Source organism: Acidobacteriota bacterium, assembly GCA_028875725.1.
In the GTDB taxonomy this organism is placed as follows: Bacteria; Acidobacteriota; Thermoanaerobaculia; order Multivoradales; family Multivoraceae; genus Multivorans.
This window is the reverse complement of record JAPPCR010000001.1, coordinates 22,874-39,019: the sequence shown is the minus strand read 5'-3', so window position 1 is coordinate 39,019 and position 16,146 is coordinate 22,874. Positions and strand designations below refer to the sequence as shown.

The window sequence follows — 16,146 nt, the reverse complement described above, 5'->3', positions numbered from 1 at the left end:
GACGCTTCGACTACCTGCTCATCGAGTCCACGGGGATCTCGGAGCCCATTCCCGTCGCGCAGACCTTCACCTTCGAGGACGAGAACGGCGTCAGCCTGAGTCAGGTTTCGCGCCTCGACACGATGGTCACAGTCGTGGACGCGGCGAGTTTCCTGCGGGACTACAACGCCGCCGAGGCACTCCAGGACCGCGGCGAATCGCTGGGCGAGGAGGATGAACGGACGGTGACCGACCTGCTCATCGACCAGATCGAGTTCGCGGATGTCATCGTGCTCAACAAGCTTGATCTCGCGAGCACCGATCAGGCTCTCGAAGTCGAGGCCATCGTAAAAGCGCTCAACCCCGGCACGGAGATTCTCGGAACGACGCACGGACAGGTCCCGCTCGAACGCGTGCTCGACACGGGCCTCTTCGACTACGAAAAAGCGGCGGGCTCCGCCGGCTGGATTCGAGAGCTCCAGGGCGAGCACACGCCGGAGACCGAAGAGTACGGGATCTCGAGCTTCACGTACCGGACGCCGCAGCCGTTCGACGCCGAGAAGCTGTGGGTGTTCCTGCACGACGACCAGAACTGGGTCGGCGTGCTCCGCTCGAAGGGCTTCTTCTGGGTCGCCGCCGACCATCGCGTCGCCTACGAGTGGGCTCAGGCCGGCGGCGTCAGCGATGTGAAGCCCAGCGGGATGTGGTGGGCGGCCGTGCCTCGCCAGCACTGGGTGCACCCCGAGGGTCAGCGACCCGACCAACAGCCGGGCTGGCATCCGCGCTTCGGCGACCGCGCCCAGGAGCTCGTCTTCATCGGCCAGCGCATGCAGGAAGCGGCAATGCGCGCCCGCCTCGACGCATGCCTGCTCGACAAGCGCCTCGCCGACGCCGCCAGCAAGGCCTGGGCAGAACTCCCGAACCCGTTTCCGAAGTTTGCCGTGGCCGAGGAGTCAGCATGACCGAAACCGCCCCATCCGTCCTGGCCAAAGAGCCACCGACGTCGCACGGCGCCTCGCGGTCACTCGTGCTTGCCCGGAAGCCGGCTTGGCTCGGAACGGTGTAGAAGGACCACTGCGTCAAAGGACATGACGAGGTTCCAGTACTCCCAGCCATCCGGATAGGCCTGCAGTGCGCCGAGTCGCGCTTGCCTCAGCGGTGCGCGCAGCGCTCGAAGGTCGAACAGTGTCCAGTCTGCCACGGCGGCGGAGCGAAATGGCCGTAGCGCTCTCTGTTGCTCCCAGGTGCAAGGTCTGGGAAAGTCACCGGGAGACTTATCATCCCGGCAGTTGATGATCGCAAGGTTCAGCATCCCTGTTCGCTCGGCGATCGCCAGTTCCGCGACGAAGTTCGCGAGTGTAGAGGAACCGAAGTCGGGCATCAGCCCGCGGGCGGCATGGTAAGCGCCGAGCCGGAGCATCACGCGCGGCTTCGGCTCCCCTTCTTCCTTCGCAGCCCGGTACTGGCGCAGAAACAGCTCCTTCTTGAGGTTCCGGCCCGTGGTTTCCTCGGGAGCGGCAATTCGCCAACGCAGCGCATCGAGTATGTAGTGCAGCTCGGTCTCAGGCCTGGCTCGCGTCTGTTGTATGACTTGCTCGATGGCATCGCGGAAGGCACCAGTGTTGTAGTCGCCGCTTCTCTCCGCAGCCTCTACCTGCTCCAACAGGGACTGCACCGCCCGTCGCCTGGCGGGCCGCTGCGACAGCTCCGCCAGCCTCTTCAGCAATGGAGCCGCTCGATACTCGGCATCCAAGCCCCAGATCAAGGGAGTTGCAGACTGGCGATGCGGGCCGCTGACGCTGCCAAGCAGCTTGTAGAAGGCAACGTCCTCCTCCGAGATCGGCGGCACGCTGTTGTTCGGCAGACGAGGCCAGGTTGCCCCCTGGAAGTGTGAAAGGGCCTGTTGATCCGAGAATCTTGCGAACTTGTCGAGCCTGTCGCCGAGCCAGGGGCCAGCTTCGATCGCTACGTGTTCGTAGCCCAAGGGAACGAGTTCCCGCCAAAGAGCGCCAACCAGAATCGGAACCTCCCGGACATCATGTTCTTCGCCGATGAACACAAACTGGGCTTCGGCCGCCTCGGCGCGAAACCACTCTTTCGCAGGCCCTTCGAGCTCTCCCTCAGCACTCAGGGCCACCTCGAAGGCGCTCTGTTCCAGATAGGCGGCGACCGTCTCGTGAATTCCCGGCTCCGGGCCATCCTGAGCTGCGGCGGCTCCGCAGAACGCGAGAAGGCTCAAGAGTCCCAGCAAGAACCGCACAGGCGCCTCGTGAACGTCCCCTGGACCCTCCGCCGTGCCCTCGGCAGGCGGGTGTGCTCGTCGCCCCTACTCGCCGCCGCCGGTGGAACCGGCGGAGCCGCCGGCCAGGATCGCCGCCGCGTCTTCCGGCTCGACGTAGGTCCAGGCCAGGAACGGTGCCATCATCTCGTCGATGCTCTGGGCGCCCCAGTCGACCGCCCGGCCGATGTTCAGGAAGGGGTACTCGTCGAGCTTGGTCTCCGAGTTGTCGTAGACGGCTTCGATCTCGACCCGCGTACCTGCCGGAAGCACCTTGGGCTCCCGGTAGATGTAGTTCGTCTGCCAGCTGTAGTCATACTCCGGCACGTCGAGCAGTACCTCGGTGCCGCCATCGGGGTAGTACGCGGTGTACTTCATGCTCTGGCCGCGGAAGTGCATGTGCGGATGGAGCGACAGCAGCACGGTGTCCTTCTCGAAGATCCGGGACGATCCGACGCGCCAGTTTCCGTGGCCCGGCGGGATCTCGAAGGCGCCGGCGCCGATCGTGTTCCAGGTCACCTTGTGCTTGACCTCGGCGCCGACCGGGTGGAACCTGAAGGCGACCGCCGAACGGTCGTAGCCTCCGGAGCCCGGACCGGGTTCCTTGTGGTAGTGGACGTTGAGGCGCACGACCATGCCGGCCCGCAGCAGGTTGCCGAAGCCCGGCGGGTAGATCGTCGGGTCCTCGCCGGCCGCGATCGAACCGAGCGAGAAGGTGTTCTCGGAGAGCACGTCGACCTCGCCGTCCTCATTCGGGATCAGCGCCCGGCCCGTGATGTGATGGACGAATTCGGCGTCAGGCTGGTACTCGATCGCCTGCAGCCAGCGGGGTTCGGGAAGCATCTCCTCGGTCAGCGTGATGAAAAAGTTCGGCTGCTCGTCCTCCACGTCGTCGCCCACATAGTAGGGCTCCTCCATGTAGACGATGAGGTCCGGCTTGCCGATCAGGAAGCCGCCCGTGTCCTCCCACTCACGGGGCGCCGGCCCCTTCGACGGATCGCCCTTGGGTGCGCCGCGCTTCGCCCAGGCCACGACCGTGTCGATCTCCTCCTGGTTGAGGGTCCGCTCGTTCAGGAACACGCCGGCCGTGTGATCCGTCGCGTCCCAGGGAGGCATCTCGCGGCTCTGCACCAGGCGGGCAATGGAACGGGCCCACGGCCGGACCTCTTCGTAGGTCATCAGCGACATCGGCGCCACCATGCCGGCCACGTTGTCGCCGCCCGGGCGATGGCAGGTCTGGCAGTTCTCCTGGAAGATGGCCAGCACGTCCTCGTGGAAAGTGACCGCTTCTCCACTGTCGGCGGCGACCGCCACGGAAGTCAGTCCGAGCGTGCCAAGAACGAGAAGTGCAGCGATCGAGCGGTCCATGCGCGCCTCCAGCTTCCAACCAGTTGTTCCAAGTCGGCGGGCGAACTCTAGCAGCTAGCTGGCCACTCACTCAGTCCCACACGCCCTCCGGGATCGGTTTTGCCTCGACCACCTCCACCGCCACCTTGTCCGGCCCCATGACGAAGAAACTCCGCATGTCGAACTCCGGCCGGTACGTGATCGGCTCGACGATCTCGACGCCGGCCGCCTGCAATCGCTCGAACACGGGTTCGATGTCGCGGTAGGAGAAGGCGAAGTGGTCGATCACCCGGCCCTGCTGGGGCTCCGTCTCGAGCAGCGGCGACGCGTCCTCCGGCCACCAGGGCGCCAGCGGCTCGTAGTCCGGCAGGTTGTAGATGATGAAGGTCACGTTGTCGGTGCGAAACGCGTTGAACCAGGCCCGGTGTTCCCGGTGGAACTCCTCCCAGGTCGCGAACTCCGCATCCGGACCGACCGGCCGGGGATTGCCCTCGGCCGTGCGCCGCGCCGGCAGTCCGAAGTGCCGTTCGTACCAGGCCGCGGTCTCGTTCACGTCCGCCGCGAACAGATGGACGTGGGCGAAGCGGTGGTGGCCCATCGTGTTCACCTCGATCATCTCGCGGTCCGGTCCGTTGACGTAGATCACGTGACCCCGGCCCAGACGGTAGATCGGCGTGTGGATGTCGACTCCACGGGACACCAGCCAGCGGTACTGGCTGGGCAGGTCGACCCCGCCCCAGCCGAAGTGCCAGATGCCGCTCCGCTGGCTGCCGTCCGGCGGCTCCTCGACCTCGTTGAGGAGGATGAAGGAGTGCCCCGTGAACAGTGCGTCCGCAACCCCTCGAAACTTGATCGGAATCGCGCCGAACGTGGTCCGGTAGAAGTCGATCGAACGCTCGGCATCGGTCACGTTCAGACGGATGTGGTGGAAGCGGGCCGGTTCGACCGGAGCGCCCGTTTCCTGGGCCGCGAGCGGCACGGCCACGGACACCGCCACGAACGCACAAAGGGGTAGCCCCCAGAAGCCCAGACGCCGGCTTCTGGCCGGCGTCAAGGAGTTGCTCCCCCGAGCAGCTCGGCCAGTTCGATCTTCGCCCCGTCCGGCCCCTCGATGAAGGCGATCCGGTGCCCTGCATCCAGCACCCGCGGCTCTTCGACGAAACTCACGCCGTTGGCGCGCAACCTCTCGAGCCACGGGTCGTACTCCGTGGTGTGCCAGCCGATGTGATCGACCACCGTGCCGTCGGTGCCGGTCAGTTCGCCGGCCGCCTCGACGTGGCGAGCCGGCGCCAGGATCTTTCCGCCGGCGACGATGCCCGGGACCGCCAGCGAGACGACGAAACCGGGAGTTGTGACTCTCTGAGAATCGAGGCGCATGGGAGTCCTCCGGCGCTTGTATGATTTGCAAAGCGGCAAACGGCAGCGTACCAGTCCGACGGAGTACAACTGCCATGAACACCACGAACAGAAAGGCCGGAAGAGCGACGCTCGCAGCCTGCGCGCTGTTCCTTCTGTGCCTGGCGGGTGTCGGCTGCCGCGGCGACGGCGAGGACGGAGCAGCCGGCCGGACGGAAGCGTCCGGCGCCGCTTCGACCTTCCGCAGCGAAACCGCACCGACGACTCGCGTGCGCCGCGGCCAGGTCGACGCCCTGGTTACGGCCTCCGGCTCCGTCGTCGCGCCTCGGCTGACCGAGCTCGGGCCCGAGGTCTCCGGACGGCTCTCCGCCGTCTACTTCGATGTCGGCGACCAGGTGGCCAGGGGCGACATCGTGCTGCAGCTAGATCGAGGACCGTTCGAGACCAACCTGAAGCGCGCGCGCGCCGGTCTGGCCCTGGCTCAGGCCGAGGCCGCCCAGGCCCGCCAGGAGCTGGAGCGGGTCCAGCGCCTCGCCGAGCAGGAGGTCGCCCCACCCCAGCAACTCGACCAGCAACTGACTCACCTGGCGGTGGCACGGGCTCGCGTCGAGCAGGAACTCGCCGCGGTCGAGAGCGCCGAGCAGGATCTCGTGCGAACCGCGGTGGTCAGTCCCTACCACGCCCACGTGGTCGAACGGGAGCTCCACGAAGGGGCGATCGTCGGCCCGGGTTCGGTCGTCGTCACGATCCAGGAGCAGACGGGCTTCGCCGCCGAGCTCGACGTGCCCGCCGCGGCGGCGGCGCCGGTCCAGGTCGGCGACCCGGCCCTGTTGATCGTCGAGGGCGCGGCCGCGCCTTTCGAGTCGCGGATTGCCTCGGTGAACGCGAGGATCGACCCCGAAAGCCGCACCTACCGGGTGCGGGCGCCGGTTCCGGGCGAAGTACCCGGCGCCAAGGCGGGGGCCTTCGTCCGCGCCGAGATCAGGCCGCGGACTCCCGGCGGCGCCGTGATCGTCGAACGTACAGCGGTGCTGAACCGCGATGGCCGGGCCTACGTGTTCAGCGCCCAGGCCGGACGCGCACGCCGGATCGAAGTGACGGTCGGGGCGACCGGCCCCCGCTGGGTCGAGATCAGGAGCGGCGCCGAGCCCGGCGACGCTGTGATCACGGGCCCGCTGATCGAGCGACTGGCCGATGGTGCGCCGATCTTCGCCGCCGAATCGCCGCCCGGGGGCGATGGCGGGAACTCGCCCCTCGCCTCGCTCCCAAACGTCCCTTGAGGCATCCATGCTGAACCTGCCGCTGCTGTCGATCCGCCGGCCGGTCTTCGCCTTGATGCTGAACCTGGCCCTGGTCGTTCTGGGCCTGGTGTCGCTGAACCGGCTCAACGTCGACCTGAACCCGGACGTCGAGGTTCCCTTCGTCACCGTCACCACGGTCCTCGAGGGAGCGTCGCCGGAGACGGTCGAGACCGAGGTCACCGACCTCCTCGAGGAGCAGATCAACACGATCGAGGGCATCCGGGACCTGAGTTCGGTCTCCTCGGAAGGGGTCTCCCAGGTCTTCGTCGAGTTCGAGACGGACTACGACGTGGACGTCAAGGCGCAGCAGGTACGCGAGAAGGTAGCTCCCGTGCGCGCCGAGCTGCCGCTCGACGCCGAGGATCCGGTGGTCATCCAGCTCGATCCCGACGCGACGCCGATCCTCTCCGTCATGCTGGGCGGCCCGCTTTCCGTCCGCGAGCTGTCGGAGATCGCGGAGAACATGGTCAAGGACCGGCTCGAGCGCCTGCCCGGCGTCGGCAGCATCGAGATCATCGGCTCGCGCCGCCGCGAGGTGCGGATCTGGCTCGACCCCGTGCGGCTCGCCGGCTACGGGCTCTCGATCGACGATGTCCGCTCCACCCTGCTGCTGGAGAACGCCGAGACGGCCGGCGGCCGCGTCGAGGGCCGCGAACGCGAGTGGACCGTGACCACCTCGGGCCGCGTGAAGCGGGTCGAGGACTTCGGCGCCCTGATCGCCGCCGAGCGCGGCGGCCGTCTCGTCTACCTCCGGGACGTCGCGAAGATCGAGGACGGTCTGGCCGAGGAGCGCTCCCTGGCCCGCTTCAACGGGCAGCGGGGAGTATCACTGGAGGTCCGGCGGCGCAGCGGGACGAACACCGTGGCCGTCGCCGAAGCGGTTCGGACGGAAGTCGAGGCCCTGCGGCCCAACCTGCCGCCCGGCATGGAGGTCCTGATCACCCGCGACATGGCGGTGTTCATCGAAGACTCGATCTACTCCGTCTTCTCCAACATGCTCTGGGGCGGCCTGCTCGTGGTCGCGGTCGTCCTCCTGTTCCTGCGCAACCCGAGGTCGACCCTGATCTCGGCGCTGGCGATCCCCTCCTCGGTCATCGCGTCGTTCACGTTCTTCTACCTGGCGGACTTCACGCTGAACGTGATGACCCTGATGGCGCTGTCCCTGGCGATCGGCGTCGTGATCGACGACGCGATCGTCGTCCTGGAGGTGATCTACCGGCGGATCGAGCAGGGCCTGGGGCGCCGAGAGGCGGCGGAGGTGGGCGCCAGCCAGGTGACGCTGGCGGTCATCTCCACGACCCTCGCCCTGTGCGCCGTCTTCGTGCCGATCGCGTTCCTGACCGGCACCGTCGGCCAGTGGTTCTACGAGTTCGGGATGGTGATGGCGATCGCCGTCTGCGTCTCGAGCGTGTTCGCGCTGACCCTTACGCCCATGCTGGGCAGCCGGGTGCTGACGGGTCGCCAGGGGAGGGATCCCGTCAGCCGGGTCCTGGGCCGGGGCCTCGACGCTCTCGACCGCTTCTACCAGGCAGTGCTACAGCGCGCTCTCGGCCATCGCCTGGTCACTCTTGCCGTCGCCGTCGTGGCCATGGCCGGCGGCGTGCTGGTAGCCAGAACCCTCCCGTTCGACCTGTTCGTCACCGAGGACCGGAGCGAGTTCAACGTCGAGTTGAAGATGCCGATCGGTACGCCCCTCGGCGTCACCGCGGAAGCGGCTCGACGCGCCGAGGAAGTGCTCGCGGCCGATCCGGAGGTCCGAAACCGCTTCGCGACGATCGGCGGCGGCAGCCGGCAGGAACCCAACCGCGCCTCGATCTACGTCCAGTTGACGAACAAGCGCGAGCGCGACCTCGGCCAGCTCGCGATCATGGACCGGGTCCGTGAGCAGTTGCTGGCCCGAGTCCCGGAAGCCGAGGAGATCGCCGTATCGCCGATCAACTGGATCGCGGGCAGTGACGACCAGTTGGGGGCGCGCGCCGTCACCTACAGCCTGCGCGGCCCGCGGATGGAGGACCTGGAGTTCTACTCGGAACGGCTGCTGGGGCTGATGCGGTTCGACCCGGCGTTCGTCGACGTCGGCACGAGTTGGGAAACCGGCAAGCCGGAGATCGAGATCGACGTGGATCGCGACCGGGCGGCCGACCTGGGAGTGCCGGCCACGGTCATCGGCCGCACGATCCGCACCCTGCTCGCCGGCGAGAAACTCGGGGCCTTCGAGGAGGACGGCGAGCGCTACGACGTCCGCGTGCAGGTGCTGCCCGAGTATCGCGACACGCCGGCCAAGCTGGACCTGATCCAGATCCGCACCGCCTCGGGTCAACTGACTCCGATCACCAACGTCGCCGACATCCGCCTCGGCGAGGGCGCGGTCCGGATCAGCCGCCAGAACCGCTCCCGCGAGATCACGATCGCCGCCAACGCCGCGGAGGGTACGGCGCAGTCCGAACTGGCCGCCCGGGTCGAAGAGTACGGCCGCCAGATCGGCCTCGCGCCGCCGAACCAGCTCGTCCCCAGTGGCATGACAGTCGTCATGCGGGAGACGGGCCTGTCGCTGCTCTTCGCCTTCGTGCTGGCGATCGCGGCGATCTACATGGTGCTGGCCTCGCTCTTCAACTCCCTGGTCCACCCGATCACGATCATGATGTCGGCGCCGCTCTCCTTCATCGGCGCCTTCCTGGCCCTCAAGCTCGCGGACAAGCCGCTCGACATGATGAGCGGCATCGGCCTCCTCGTCCTGATGGGTCTGGTCATGAAGAACGGGATCCTGCTGATCGACTACATCAACCGGCTCCGTCAGGACGGCCGCTCACGCCGGGAGGCCATTCTCGAAGCCGGGCCGGCCCGCCTGCGTCCGGTCCTGATGACCGCCTTCTCGCTGATCTGCGGCCTGCTGCCGGTGGCGTTCTCGACCGCCTCCGGTTCCGAGGCCCGGGCCGCGATCGCGGTGCTGACGATGGGCGGCATGGCCACCTCGACCCTGCTCACGCTGCTCGTCGTCCCGGTCATCTACGACCTGGTGGACCGCGGCGTCGAGAAGGTGACCGCGTGGAGCCAGGTCGCGTGGGAATGGATGGTGAACCTCAGCCGCCAGCCCGCCGCACAGCCGGCCCACGTTGCGCGGCCGCGGCGGCGCCGGCGGCGCCGGCGGCGGAAGCGCAAGCATCGCTAGCCGGGTTTGCACTGCGCGTCAGGAGGCAGCAGCCGGCGCGGCCCGCACCGGCGCGCCGCGCAGCGCTATCGAACGGCAAGCTCGAAACAGAGTCGGAACGAACACGTCCGGCCGCGCCACGCAGGCGTAGTGATCGGCGTCGACCCGATGAACCTCCGCGCCCGGGATCGCATCCGCCATCAGCGCCTGGTACCTGGGCGGGATGTGCCCGTCCTGCTCGGTCTGGACGACCGCGGCCGGCACGTCGACCTCGCCGAGCCATGGGCTCGAGTCGAAGCGTGCGAGCGCGGCGGCGGCCTCGATGACCGAGGCCGGCTCCGTCGTTGCGAGTTCCTCCTTCAATGCCAGACGCCGGCCGGGATCCTGGACGTTCTCGAGCATCCGCTCGCCCATGTCGTTCCACACCGACTGGGGCGCCACCCGAGCCGCGAGCGACAGCAGCGGCCCGAGCGCCGAGGCGGCCCGCTTGGCCCGCGGCCCGCCGAAGCTGGAACCCGTCGCACAAAGCACGAGACCCGCGGTCCGGTCCGGGTGACGTCGCCAGAACAACTGGGCCACCGCGCCGCCCATCGAGTAACCGACCGGGATCACCCGCTCCACGCCCAGCCGATCGGCCAGGGCCGCCGCGTCGTCGGCGCAGTCCTCCAGCTTGAAGGCGCCGATCCGTCGAATCCCCCGGCCATGACCCCGGTGATCGAGCGCGACGACCCGAAAGCCGCGCGCCAGGGCCACGAAGCTCGTCGACCAGTTCAGTAGCGCGGTAGCCGCGAGACCATGCAGCAGCAGGAGGACCGGCGCGCCGGGAGGGCCTTCGACCTCATGCACCCAGGTCGCACCCCGGCCGAGAAGGTCCACGCGGCGCCCGCCCGATACCGTTGCCACGGCGCGGCCCTCAGGCGTGCCGTCCGGTCTGCTGCGTGCGGGCGTAGACGTCGTCCACGATCCAGTGGAAGAGGCACACGTGAATGCTCTCGACCATGCCCATGTCGTCCAGCGCGACGTGAAGGCCGTCCTGCTGAAGTTGCTTCAACTTGCCGCCGTCGAACCCGGTCAAGCCGAAGGTTCGGAGGCCGCGCCGGTTCGCCCAGTCCACCGCGGCCACCACGTTCGGGCTGTTGCCCGAACCGCTGAACGCCATCAGGGCGTCGCCGTCGGCGGCCGCGCTCATCAGTTGCTGGACGAAGACCTGCTCGTAGTCCAGGTCGTTCGCGACCGCGGTGATCCAGGGCACGTTGTCCGTCAGGCTGACGACCCGCAGCCGACGATGGGACTCGTCCCGCAGGTTGTTCGTCGCGACCGTGCCCTTGCCCAGGTCGACGCTCAGGTGGCTCGCCGCCGCGGCCGAGCCGCCGTTTCCGATCAGGTAGAGCGTGCTCTCCCGCGTCCAGACGTCGAAGACAAAGTCGGCCCAGCGCTCCACCGCCGCCGCGTCGATCCTCTCCAACTCATCGCGCAGCCGGTCGAGATACGCCGGGGCATCGAGCGTCCAGCCGAGCATGACGGCATCGTACCCCGGGGTCAGCCGCGCTCAGTAGGGCTCGCGCGTCAGCCGGTCCGGCGGCACGTGGCAGATACGTTTCATCCGGTGGCTGCCGGCCAGGGGATGGGTCCAGCGCAGTTCCTCGCCCTCCATCCATCGCTCGACCCGGATCCAGGGGATGCCGTAGCCGTCCATCTCCAGGACGCCGTCCCGGTAGCGCGTCCGGTTGCGGATCCTCGTGCAGCTCGGACTCACGTCGTTGACGCCATTGCGGAGAGTGCCGTCGGCGCGCATGTCATGAATCAGTCCGACCGTGGTGACGACGACCCGGTCGCCGCACTGCTCGACCCGCTCGAGGTGACCGCTGTCATCATCCAGCCACAGACCGCGCAGATCGGGCGCACCCTCGGTCAGCGGCTCCGTGCAGGCGGCCAGCACCGGGAGCGGCCACTCCGTCCAGCCCTCGCAACCCGGCGTGTAGGCGACCGGAATCTCATCCGCGGCCGGGCCCGAGCCGTCGAGGACCGGCAGGTCGCAGTGGTCGACGTCGCCGCCGCCGCCGACCAGCAGCTTCACCTCCGTGGTGTCCGGCGGTCGCGGCGCAGCGCGAACGTAGATGCCGGCCGCCGCGACGGCGGCGCCGGCGAGCGCCACGACGACACCGACCGCGATCAGCGCTCGCCGGAGTACCCTGCGCCGGTCAGCCACGATCACGACGCTAGCCGCCGGCCGGCGTCGAATCGATGAAAGCGGCGACGATCGTGGCCAGCTCCGCGCCGCGGCCCTCCTGGAGGAAGTGCCCGCCGCCCTCGATCGTCGCGTGCGGCTGGCCCTGCGCACCGGGAACCCTCTCCTCGAACGGCCGCCGCGCCGCGCCCGTCACCGGGTCGTTGTCCGAGAAGGCGCAGAGGAACGGCTTCGTCCACTCCGAGAACACCTTCCAAGCCTCGACCTGGGCCCGCACGGAGGGGTCGTTCGGCAGCGTCGGCACCCGGCTCGGCATGGCGCGGATCCCGGCCTTGTAGGAAGGGTCGGGGAAGGGCGCGTCGTAGGCCGCGACCTCTTCGGGCGTGAGCGTCACTCCGTCGACGCTGCCCGCGAGGAGCATCCCGACGGGGATATCCTCGGTCTCCCAGGTCCACTTCTGCCAGTACGCGAACTTCATCGCCGGAACCCGGCTCCCCATCCGCGAGATCTGCTGCTGCATTTCCATGATGGTCGGCGTCGGCGCCTCGGCACGGAACTTCGCGATCTTCTCCATCGTCTCTTCCGGCACGTTCATCGGCAGGGGGAGGCCCGTGTTCGCGGCGACGACGCGGTCGAAGCGGGCCGGGTCGAGCGCCACCATGCGTAGGCCGATCAGGCCTCCCCAGTCCTGGCCGACCAGGGTCGCGTGCTCGACGCCGTTGCTGCGCAGCCAGGCGCTCAGCCAGTCGACTTGTCTCTGGTACGTGTAGTCGTCCCGCTCGGTCGGCTTGTCGGACCGGCCGTAGCCGACGAGGTCGGGCGCCATCACACGCATACCCCGCTCCGCCAGCACCGGGATCATCCGGCGGTAGAGGAAGCTCCAGGTCGGCTGGCCATGCATGAGAAGGACCAGCGGACCGTCCGCCGGGCCGGCCTCCACGTGGTGAATCCGGAGCCCCTCGCCTTCGCCGTCTCCCCGGGGAACGACGGTGTAGCGGGGCTCGTAGTCGAAGTCGGGCAGGTTGGCGAAGTGTTCGTCGGGCGTGCGGAGGACCTTCATGGCCGCGTAGGATAGCGACCCCTTTCGTGTCCGGGAAGTTGTTTCGATGAAGCTCCTGATCGCCAATCGCGGCGAGATCGCGGTCCGTATCGCCCGCGCAGCGGCGGAACTCGGCATTCCAACGGTCGCTGTCTTCTCGGAGGACGACGCCCGTTCGCTCCACGCGTCGAGAGCGGACGAGTCCGCGGCCCTCCCTGCCGCCGGGCCCGCCGCCTACCTCGACGGCGAGCAACTGCTCCGCGTCGCTGATGAGCACGACTGCGACGCGATCCACCCCGGCTACGGTTTCCTCAGCGAGAACGCCCAATTCGCCCGCTCCTGCATCGACGCCGGCATCTGCTTCGTCGGCCCGCCGCCGGAAGCGCTGGAACTGTTCGGCGACAAAGCGCGGGCTCGCGTCCTCGCGGAGCGGCAGGGCGTGCCGGTCGTCCCGGGAGTCTCGGAGGCGGTGACCCTGGAACAGGCTCGCTCGTTCTTTGACGAACTGCCGGCCGGAGCCTCGATGCTGATCAAGGCAGTCGGCGGCGGCGGCGGCCGCGGGATGAGAGTCGTCCGAACGGCCGATGAGATCGAAGACGCCTACCGGCGAGCGACCTCCGAGGCCGGCGCCGCCTTCGACACGGATGGCGTGTTCGTCGAGCAGTTGCTTTCCGGCGTGCGCCACGTGGAAGTGCAGGTCGCCGCCGACGACAGCGGTGCGGTCCGCCACTTCGGCGACCGCGACTGCAGCTTGCAGCGCCGCCACCAGAAGCTGATCGAGATCGCGCCCGCGCCCGCGTTGCCGGACGGTGTGCGCAGCGCACTGCGCGAGGCGGCGGTCGCTCTCGCCTCGGCGGCCGGCTACCGCAATCTGGGCACGGTCGAGTTCCTGGTTGAAACGGGCAACCGGACCGAACCGCGCTACTACTTCATCGAGGCGAACGCCCGGCTCCAGGTCGAGCACACGGTCACGGAAGAGGTCTTCGGCGTCGACCTCGTCCACCTCCAGCTCGAACTCGCCCGCGGCCAGCTTCTCGCCGACCTGGGCTTCGGCGGGGACGGCGCGGCGCCGCGCGGCCACGCGGTTCAGGCCCGGGTCAACATGGAGACGATGGCGGCGGACGGCCGCGTGGTTCCGGGCGGCGGCGTCCTCGCCACCTTCGAGCCGCCTTCCGGGCCGGGCGTGCGCACGGACACCTTCGGCTACGCCGGCTACCAGACGAATCCTCGCTTCGACTCCCTGCTGGCCAAGATCGTCGGGCGCACGCCGGCCGAAGACCTCGGCGCCGCGCTGGCGCGGACTTCCCGCGCGCTCGGCGACTTCAGGACCGACGGCATCGACACGAACGCTTCCTTCCTGCGCGCGCTGCTGGGCCACGCCGAGGTTCGGGCCTGGAGCGTCCACACCCGCTTCGTCGACGAGCGCCTGACCGAACTGGTCGAAGCCGCGACCGGACTCGGCGACCAACCGTGCCAGGCCGGCAAGGCCGGCGACGCAGGACGAGGTCTGGCCGGCGTCAAGGTCGACGCCGTCGATCCGCTCGCCGTTCTCGACCACGGCAAGTCCGGAGCTCCCTCGGTGAACCTGCCCAGCGCCGAGCCGCCGCCCGTCGATTCGACTCCGGTTCCCGAAGGGCTCACCGCGGTGCGCGCGCCGATGCAGGGCACCGTGCTCAGCCTGGAAACGGAGCCCGGTCAGGAGATCGCGGCGGGCCAGATCCTCTTCATCATGGAGGCGATGAAGATGGAGCACGAGATCCGATCGAACGTCGGCGGCGTACTCCGCCATCTCCGCGCGGCGGTCGGCGACGCGGTCTGGGAGGGCCACGTTCTGGCCCTGGTCGAGGAAGGGGACGTGGCCGCCGCGGCGGGGGACGAAGAGACCGAGGTCGACCTCGACGCCGTCCGACCCGATCTCGCCGAGGTACTCGAGCGCCACGCGGTGACCCTCGACGACGCCCGGCCCGAGGCCGTCCGGAAGCGGCGCAACACGAAGCAGAGGACGGCGCGGGAGAACATCGACCAACTCTGCGACGAGGGCAGCTTCGTCGAACATGGACAACTCGTGCTCACGCCCGGTACGGGGCTCCCGAAGGAAGAGGTCATCCGCAAATTCCCGACGGACGGCATGGTCACCGGCGTCGGTTCGATCAACGGCGAGCTCTTCCCTGACGATCGCAACCGCTGCGTCGTCATGGCCTACGACTACACCGTCCTCGCCGGCACCCAGGGCGCGCTCAACCATCCGAAGACGGACCGGATGGTCGAACTGGCGCACCGCTGGAAGCGGCCGGTCGTACTGTTCGCCGAAGGCGGAGGCGGCCGCGCCGGCACCGGCGGCAAGCGGAAGGGCGGCGCCTCGACGACCAAGGCCGGCCAGGGCCGCAGCGACGAAACCTACCGACCGCTCGACACGCCGACCTTCACCTCCTTCGCCCGGCTCTCCGGACTCGTGCCGATCGTGGGCATCACGTCACGGTTCTGCTTCGCAGGCAACGCGGCGCTGCTCGGCTGCTGCGACGTGATCATCGCTACCGCCGACTCGAGCATCGGCATGGGCGGCCCGGCCCTGATCGAGGGCGGCGGGCTGGGCGTGTTCCGGCCGGAGGAAGTCGGCCCGATGGACGTCCAGGTGCCGAACGGCGTCGTCGACGTCGCCGTCGAGAACGAAGAGGAAGCGGTGGCCGTCGCCAGGCAGTACCTGTCCTACTTCCAGGGCCGCACGGAAAGCTGGGAAGCGCCCGATCAGCGCCTCCTGCGCCGGATCGTGCCCGAGAACCGCCTGCGCGTCTACGACATCCGGGAGGTGATCCACACCCTGGCCGACACCGGCAGCGTGCTGGAACTGCGGCCCGAATTCGGCCTCGGCATGGTGACTGCTCTCGTCCGCATCGAGGGCCGGCCCGTGGGCATCCTCGCGAACAACCCCGAGTTCCTCTCCGGCGCCATCGACAGCGACGGCTCGGACAAGGGCGCCCGCTTCCTGCAGCTCTGCGACGCCTTCGACGTTCCGGTCCTCGTGCTCTGCGATACGCCGGGCATGATGGTCGGCCCCGAGATCGAGCGCACCGCCCTGGTGCGGCATTGCTGCCGCCTGTTCGTCGTCGGCGCCAACATCTCCGTGCCCAGCCTGACGATCGTGCTACGCAAGGCCTACGGACTCGGCGCCCAGGCCATGGCCGGCGGTGATCTGAAGGAGCCCTTCTTCACCGTGGCCTGGCCCACCGCCGAGTTCGGCGGCATGGGACTCGAAGGCCAGGTGAAGCTCGGCTTCCGCAATGAACTGGCGGCGATCGAGGACCCCGAGGAGCGCCGCGCCCGCTACGAAGAACTGGTCGCCGCGGCCTATGAGCGCGGCAGCGCCCTCACCGCCGGCGCGTCGTTCGCCGTCGACGACGTGATCGACCCTGCCGACTCGCGGCGCTGGATCGCCCGCTCTCTCGACTCCGTGCCGCCGCCCCCGGTTCGCAACGGCAAGAAGCGCCGCAACATCGACACCTGGTAGGCGTC

General features: G+C 68.7%; 12 protein-coding genes. 4 read left to right on the top strand and 8 right to left on the bottom strand.

The features are described from left to right. A partial coding sequence (locus OXI49_00145) for a GTP-binding protein (GenBank protein MDE2688906.1) occupies positions 1 to 941 on the top strand: 941 nt, incomplete at its 5' end. A gap of 59 nt (positions 942 to 1,000) precedes the next feature. Here OXI49_00145 and OXI49_00140 read toward each other — a convergent pair. The 4 genes from OXI49_00140 to OXI49_00125 all read right to left on the bottom strand — a co-directional run bounded on the left by OXI49_00140 (position 1,001) and on the right by OXI49_00125 (position 4,981). After that, complete coding sequence (locus OXI49_00140; protein ID MDE2688905.1) at positions 1,001 to 2,239, bottom strand: hypothetical protein; 1,239 nt, start codon at positions 2,237 to 2,239, stop codon at positions 1,001 to 1,003. 66 nt (positions 2,240 to 2,305) lie between these two features. Then, positions 2,306 to 3,625, bottom strand: coding sequence for a c-type cytochrome (locus tag OXI49_00135; GenBank protein ID MDE2688904.1), 1,320 nt, complete (start codon positions 3,623 to 3,625; stop codon positions 2,306 to 2,308). A gap of 70 nt (positions 3,626 to 3,695) precedes the next feature. Continuing rightward, complete coding sequence (locus tag OXI49_00130; protein ID MDE2688903.1) at positions 3,696 to 4,658, bottom strand: VOC family protein; 963 nt, start codon at positions 4,656 to 4,658, stop codon at positions 3,696 to 3,698. Continuing rightward, positions 4,655 to 4,981 (bottom strand): VOC family protein, encoded by a 327-nt coding sequence (locus OXI49_00125; protein ID MDE2688902.1) that lies wholly within the window; start codon positions 4,979 to 4,981, stop codon positions 4,655 to 4,657. Before OXI49_00125 ends, OXI49_00130 begins: the two co-directional genes overlap by 4 nt. Positions 4,982 to 5,055: 74 nt before the next feature. Here OXI49_00125 and OXI49_00120 point away from each other — a divergent pair, with 74 nt between their 5' ends. Continuing rightward, positions 5,056 to 6,240, top strand: a complete 1,185-nt coding sequence (locus OXI49_00120) for an efflux RND transporter periplasmic adaptor subunit (GenBank protein ID MDE2688901.1) — start codon at positions 5,056 to 5,058, stop codon at positions 6,238 to 6,240. Between the two features lie 7 nt (positions 6,241 to 6,247). Next, on the top strand, positions 6,248 to 9,430 hold the full coding sequence (locus OXI49_00115; protein MDE2688900.1) for an efflux RND transporter permease subunit: 3,183 nt from the start codon (positions 6,248 to 6,250) through the stop codon (positions 9,428 to 9,430). Between the two features lie 18 nt (positions 9,431 to 9,448). Here OXI49_00115 and OXI49_00110 read toward each other — a convergent pair whose 3' ends face one another. From OXI49_00110 to OXI49_00095, 4 genes are read right to left on the bottom strand one after another with little or no spacing between them, the layout of a single operon-like run. Then, the gene (locus tag OXI49_00110) at positions 9,449 to 10,312 is read right to left on the bottom strand and encodes an alpha/beta hydrolase (GenBank protein ID MDE2688899.1); all 864 of its coding nucleotides are present in this window, start codon (positions 10,310 to 10,312) and stop codon (positions 9,449 to 9,451) included. Positions 10,313 to 10,322: 10 nt separating this feature from the next. Further along, positions 10,323 to 10,928, bottom strand: coding sequence for an SIS domain-containing protein (locus OXI49_00105; protein MDE2688898.1), 606 nt, complete (start codon positions 10,926 to 10,928; stop codon positions 10,323 to 10,325). Between the two features lie 30 nt (positions 10,929 to 10,958). Further along, positions 10,959 to 11,618 carry a hypothetical protein gene (locus tag OXI49_00100; GenBank protein ID MDE2688897.1) on the bottom strand — a complete coding sequence of 220 codons (660 nt, stop codon included), beginning with the start codon at positions 11,616 to 11,618 and terminating at the stop codon, positions 10,959 to 10,961. 10 nt (positions 11,619 to 11,628) lie between these two features. Continuing rightward, positions 11,629 to 12,657 carry a haloalkane dehalogenase gene (locus OXI49_00095; GenBank protein ID MDE2688896.1) on the bottom strand — a complete coding sequence of 343 codons (1,029 nt, stop codon included), beginning with the start codon at positions 12,655 to 12,657 and terminating at the stop codon, positions 11,629 to 11,631. 46 nt (positions 12,658 to 12,703) lie between these two features. Here OXI49_00095 and OXI49_00090 point away from each other — a divergent pair, with 46 nt between their 5' ends. Continuing rightward, entirely contained in the window at positions 12,704 to 16,141 is a 3,438-nt protein-coding gene (locus tag OXI49_00090; protein MDE2688895.1) for a carbamoyl-phosphate synthase large subunit, read from the top strand. Positions 16,142 to 16,146 lie beyond the last annotated feature (5 nt).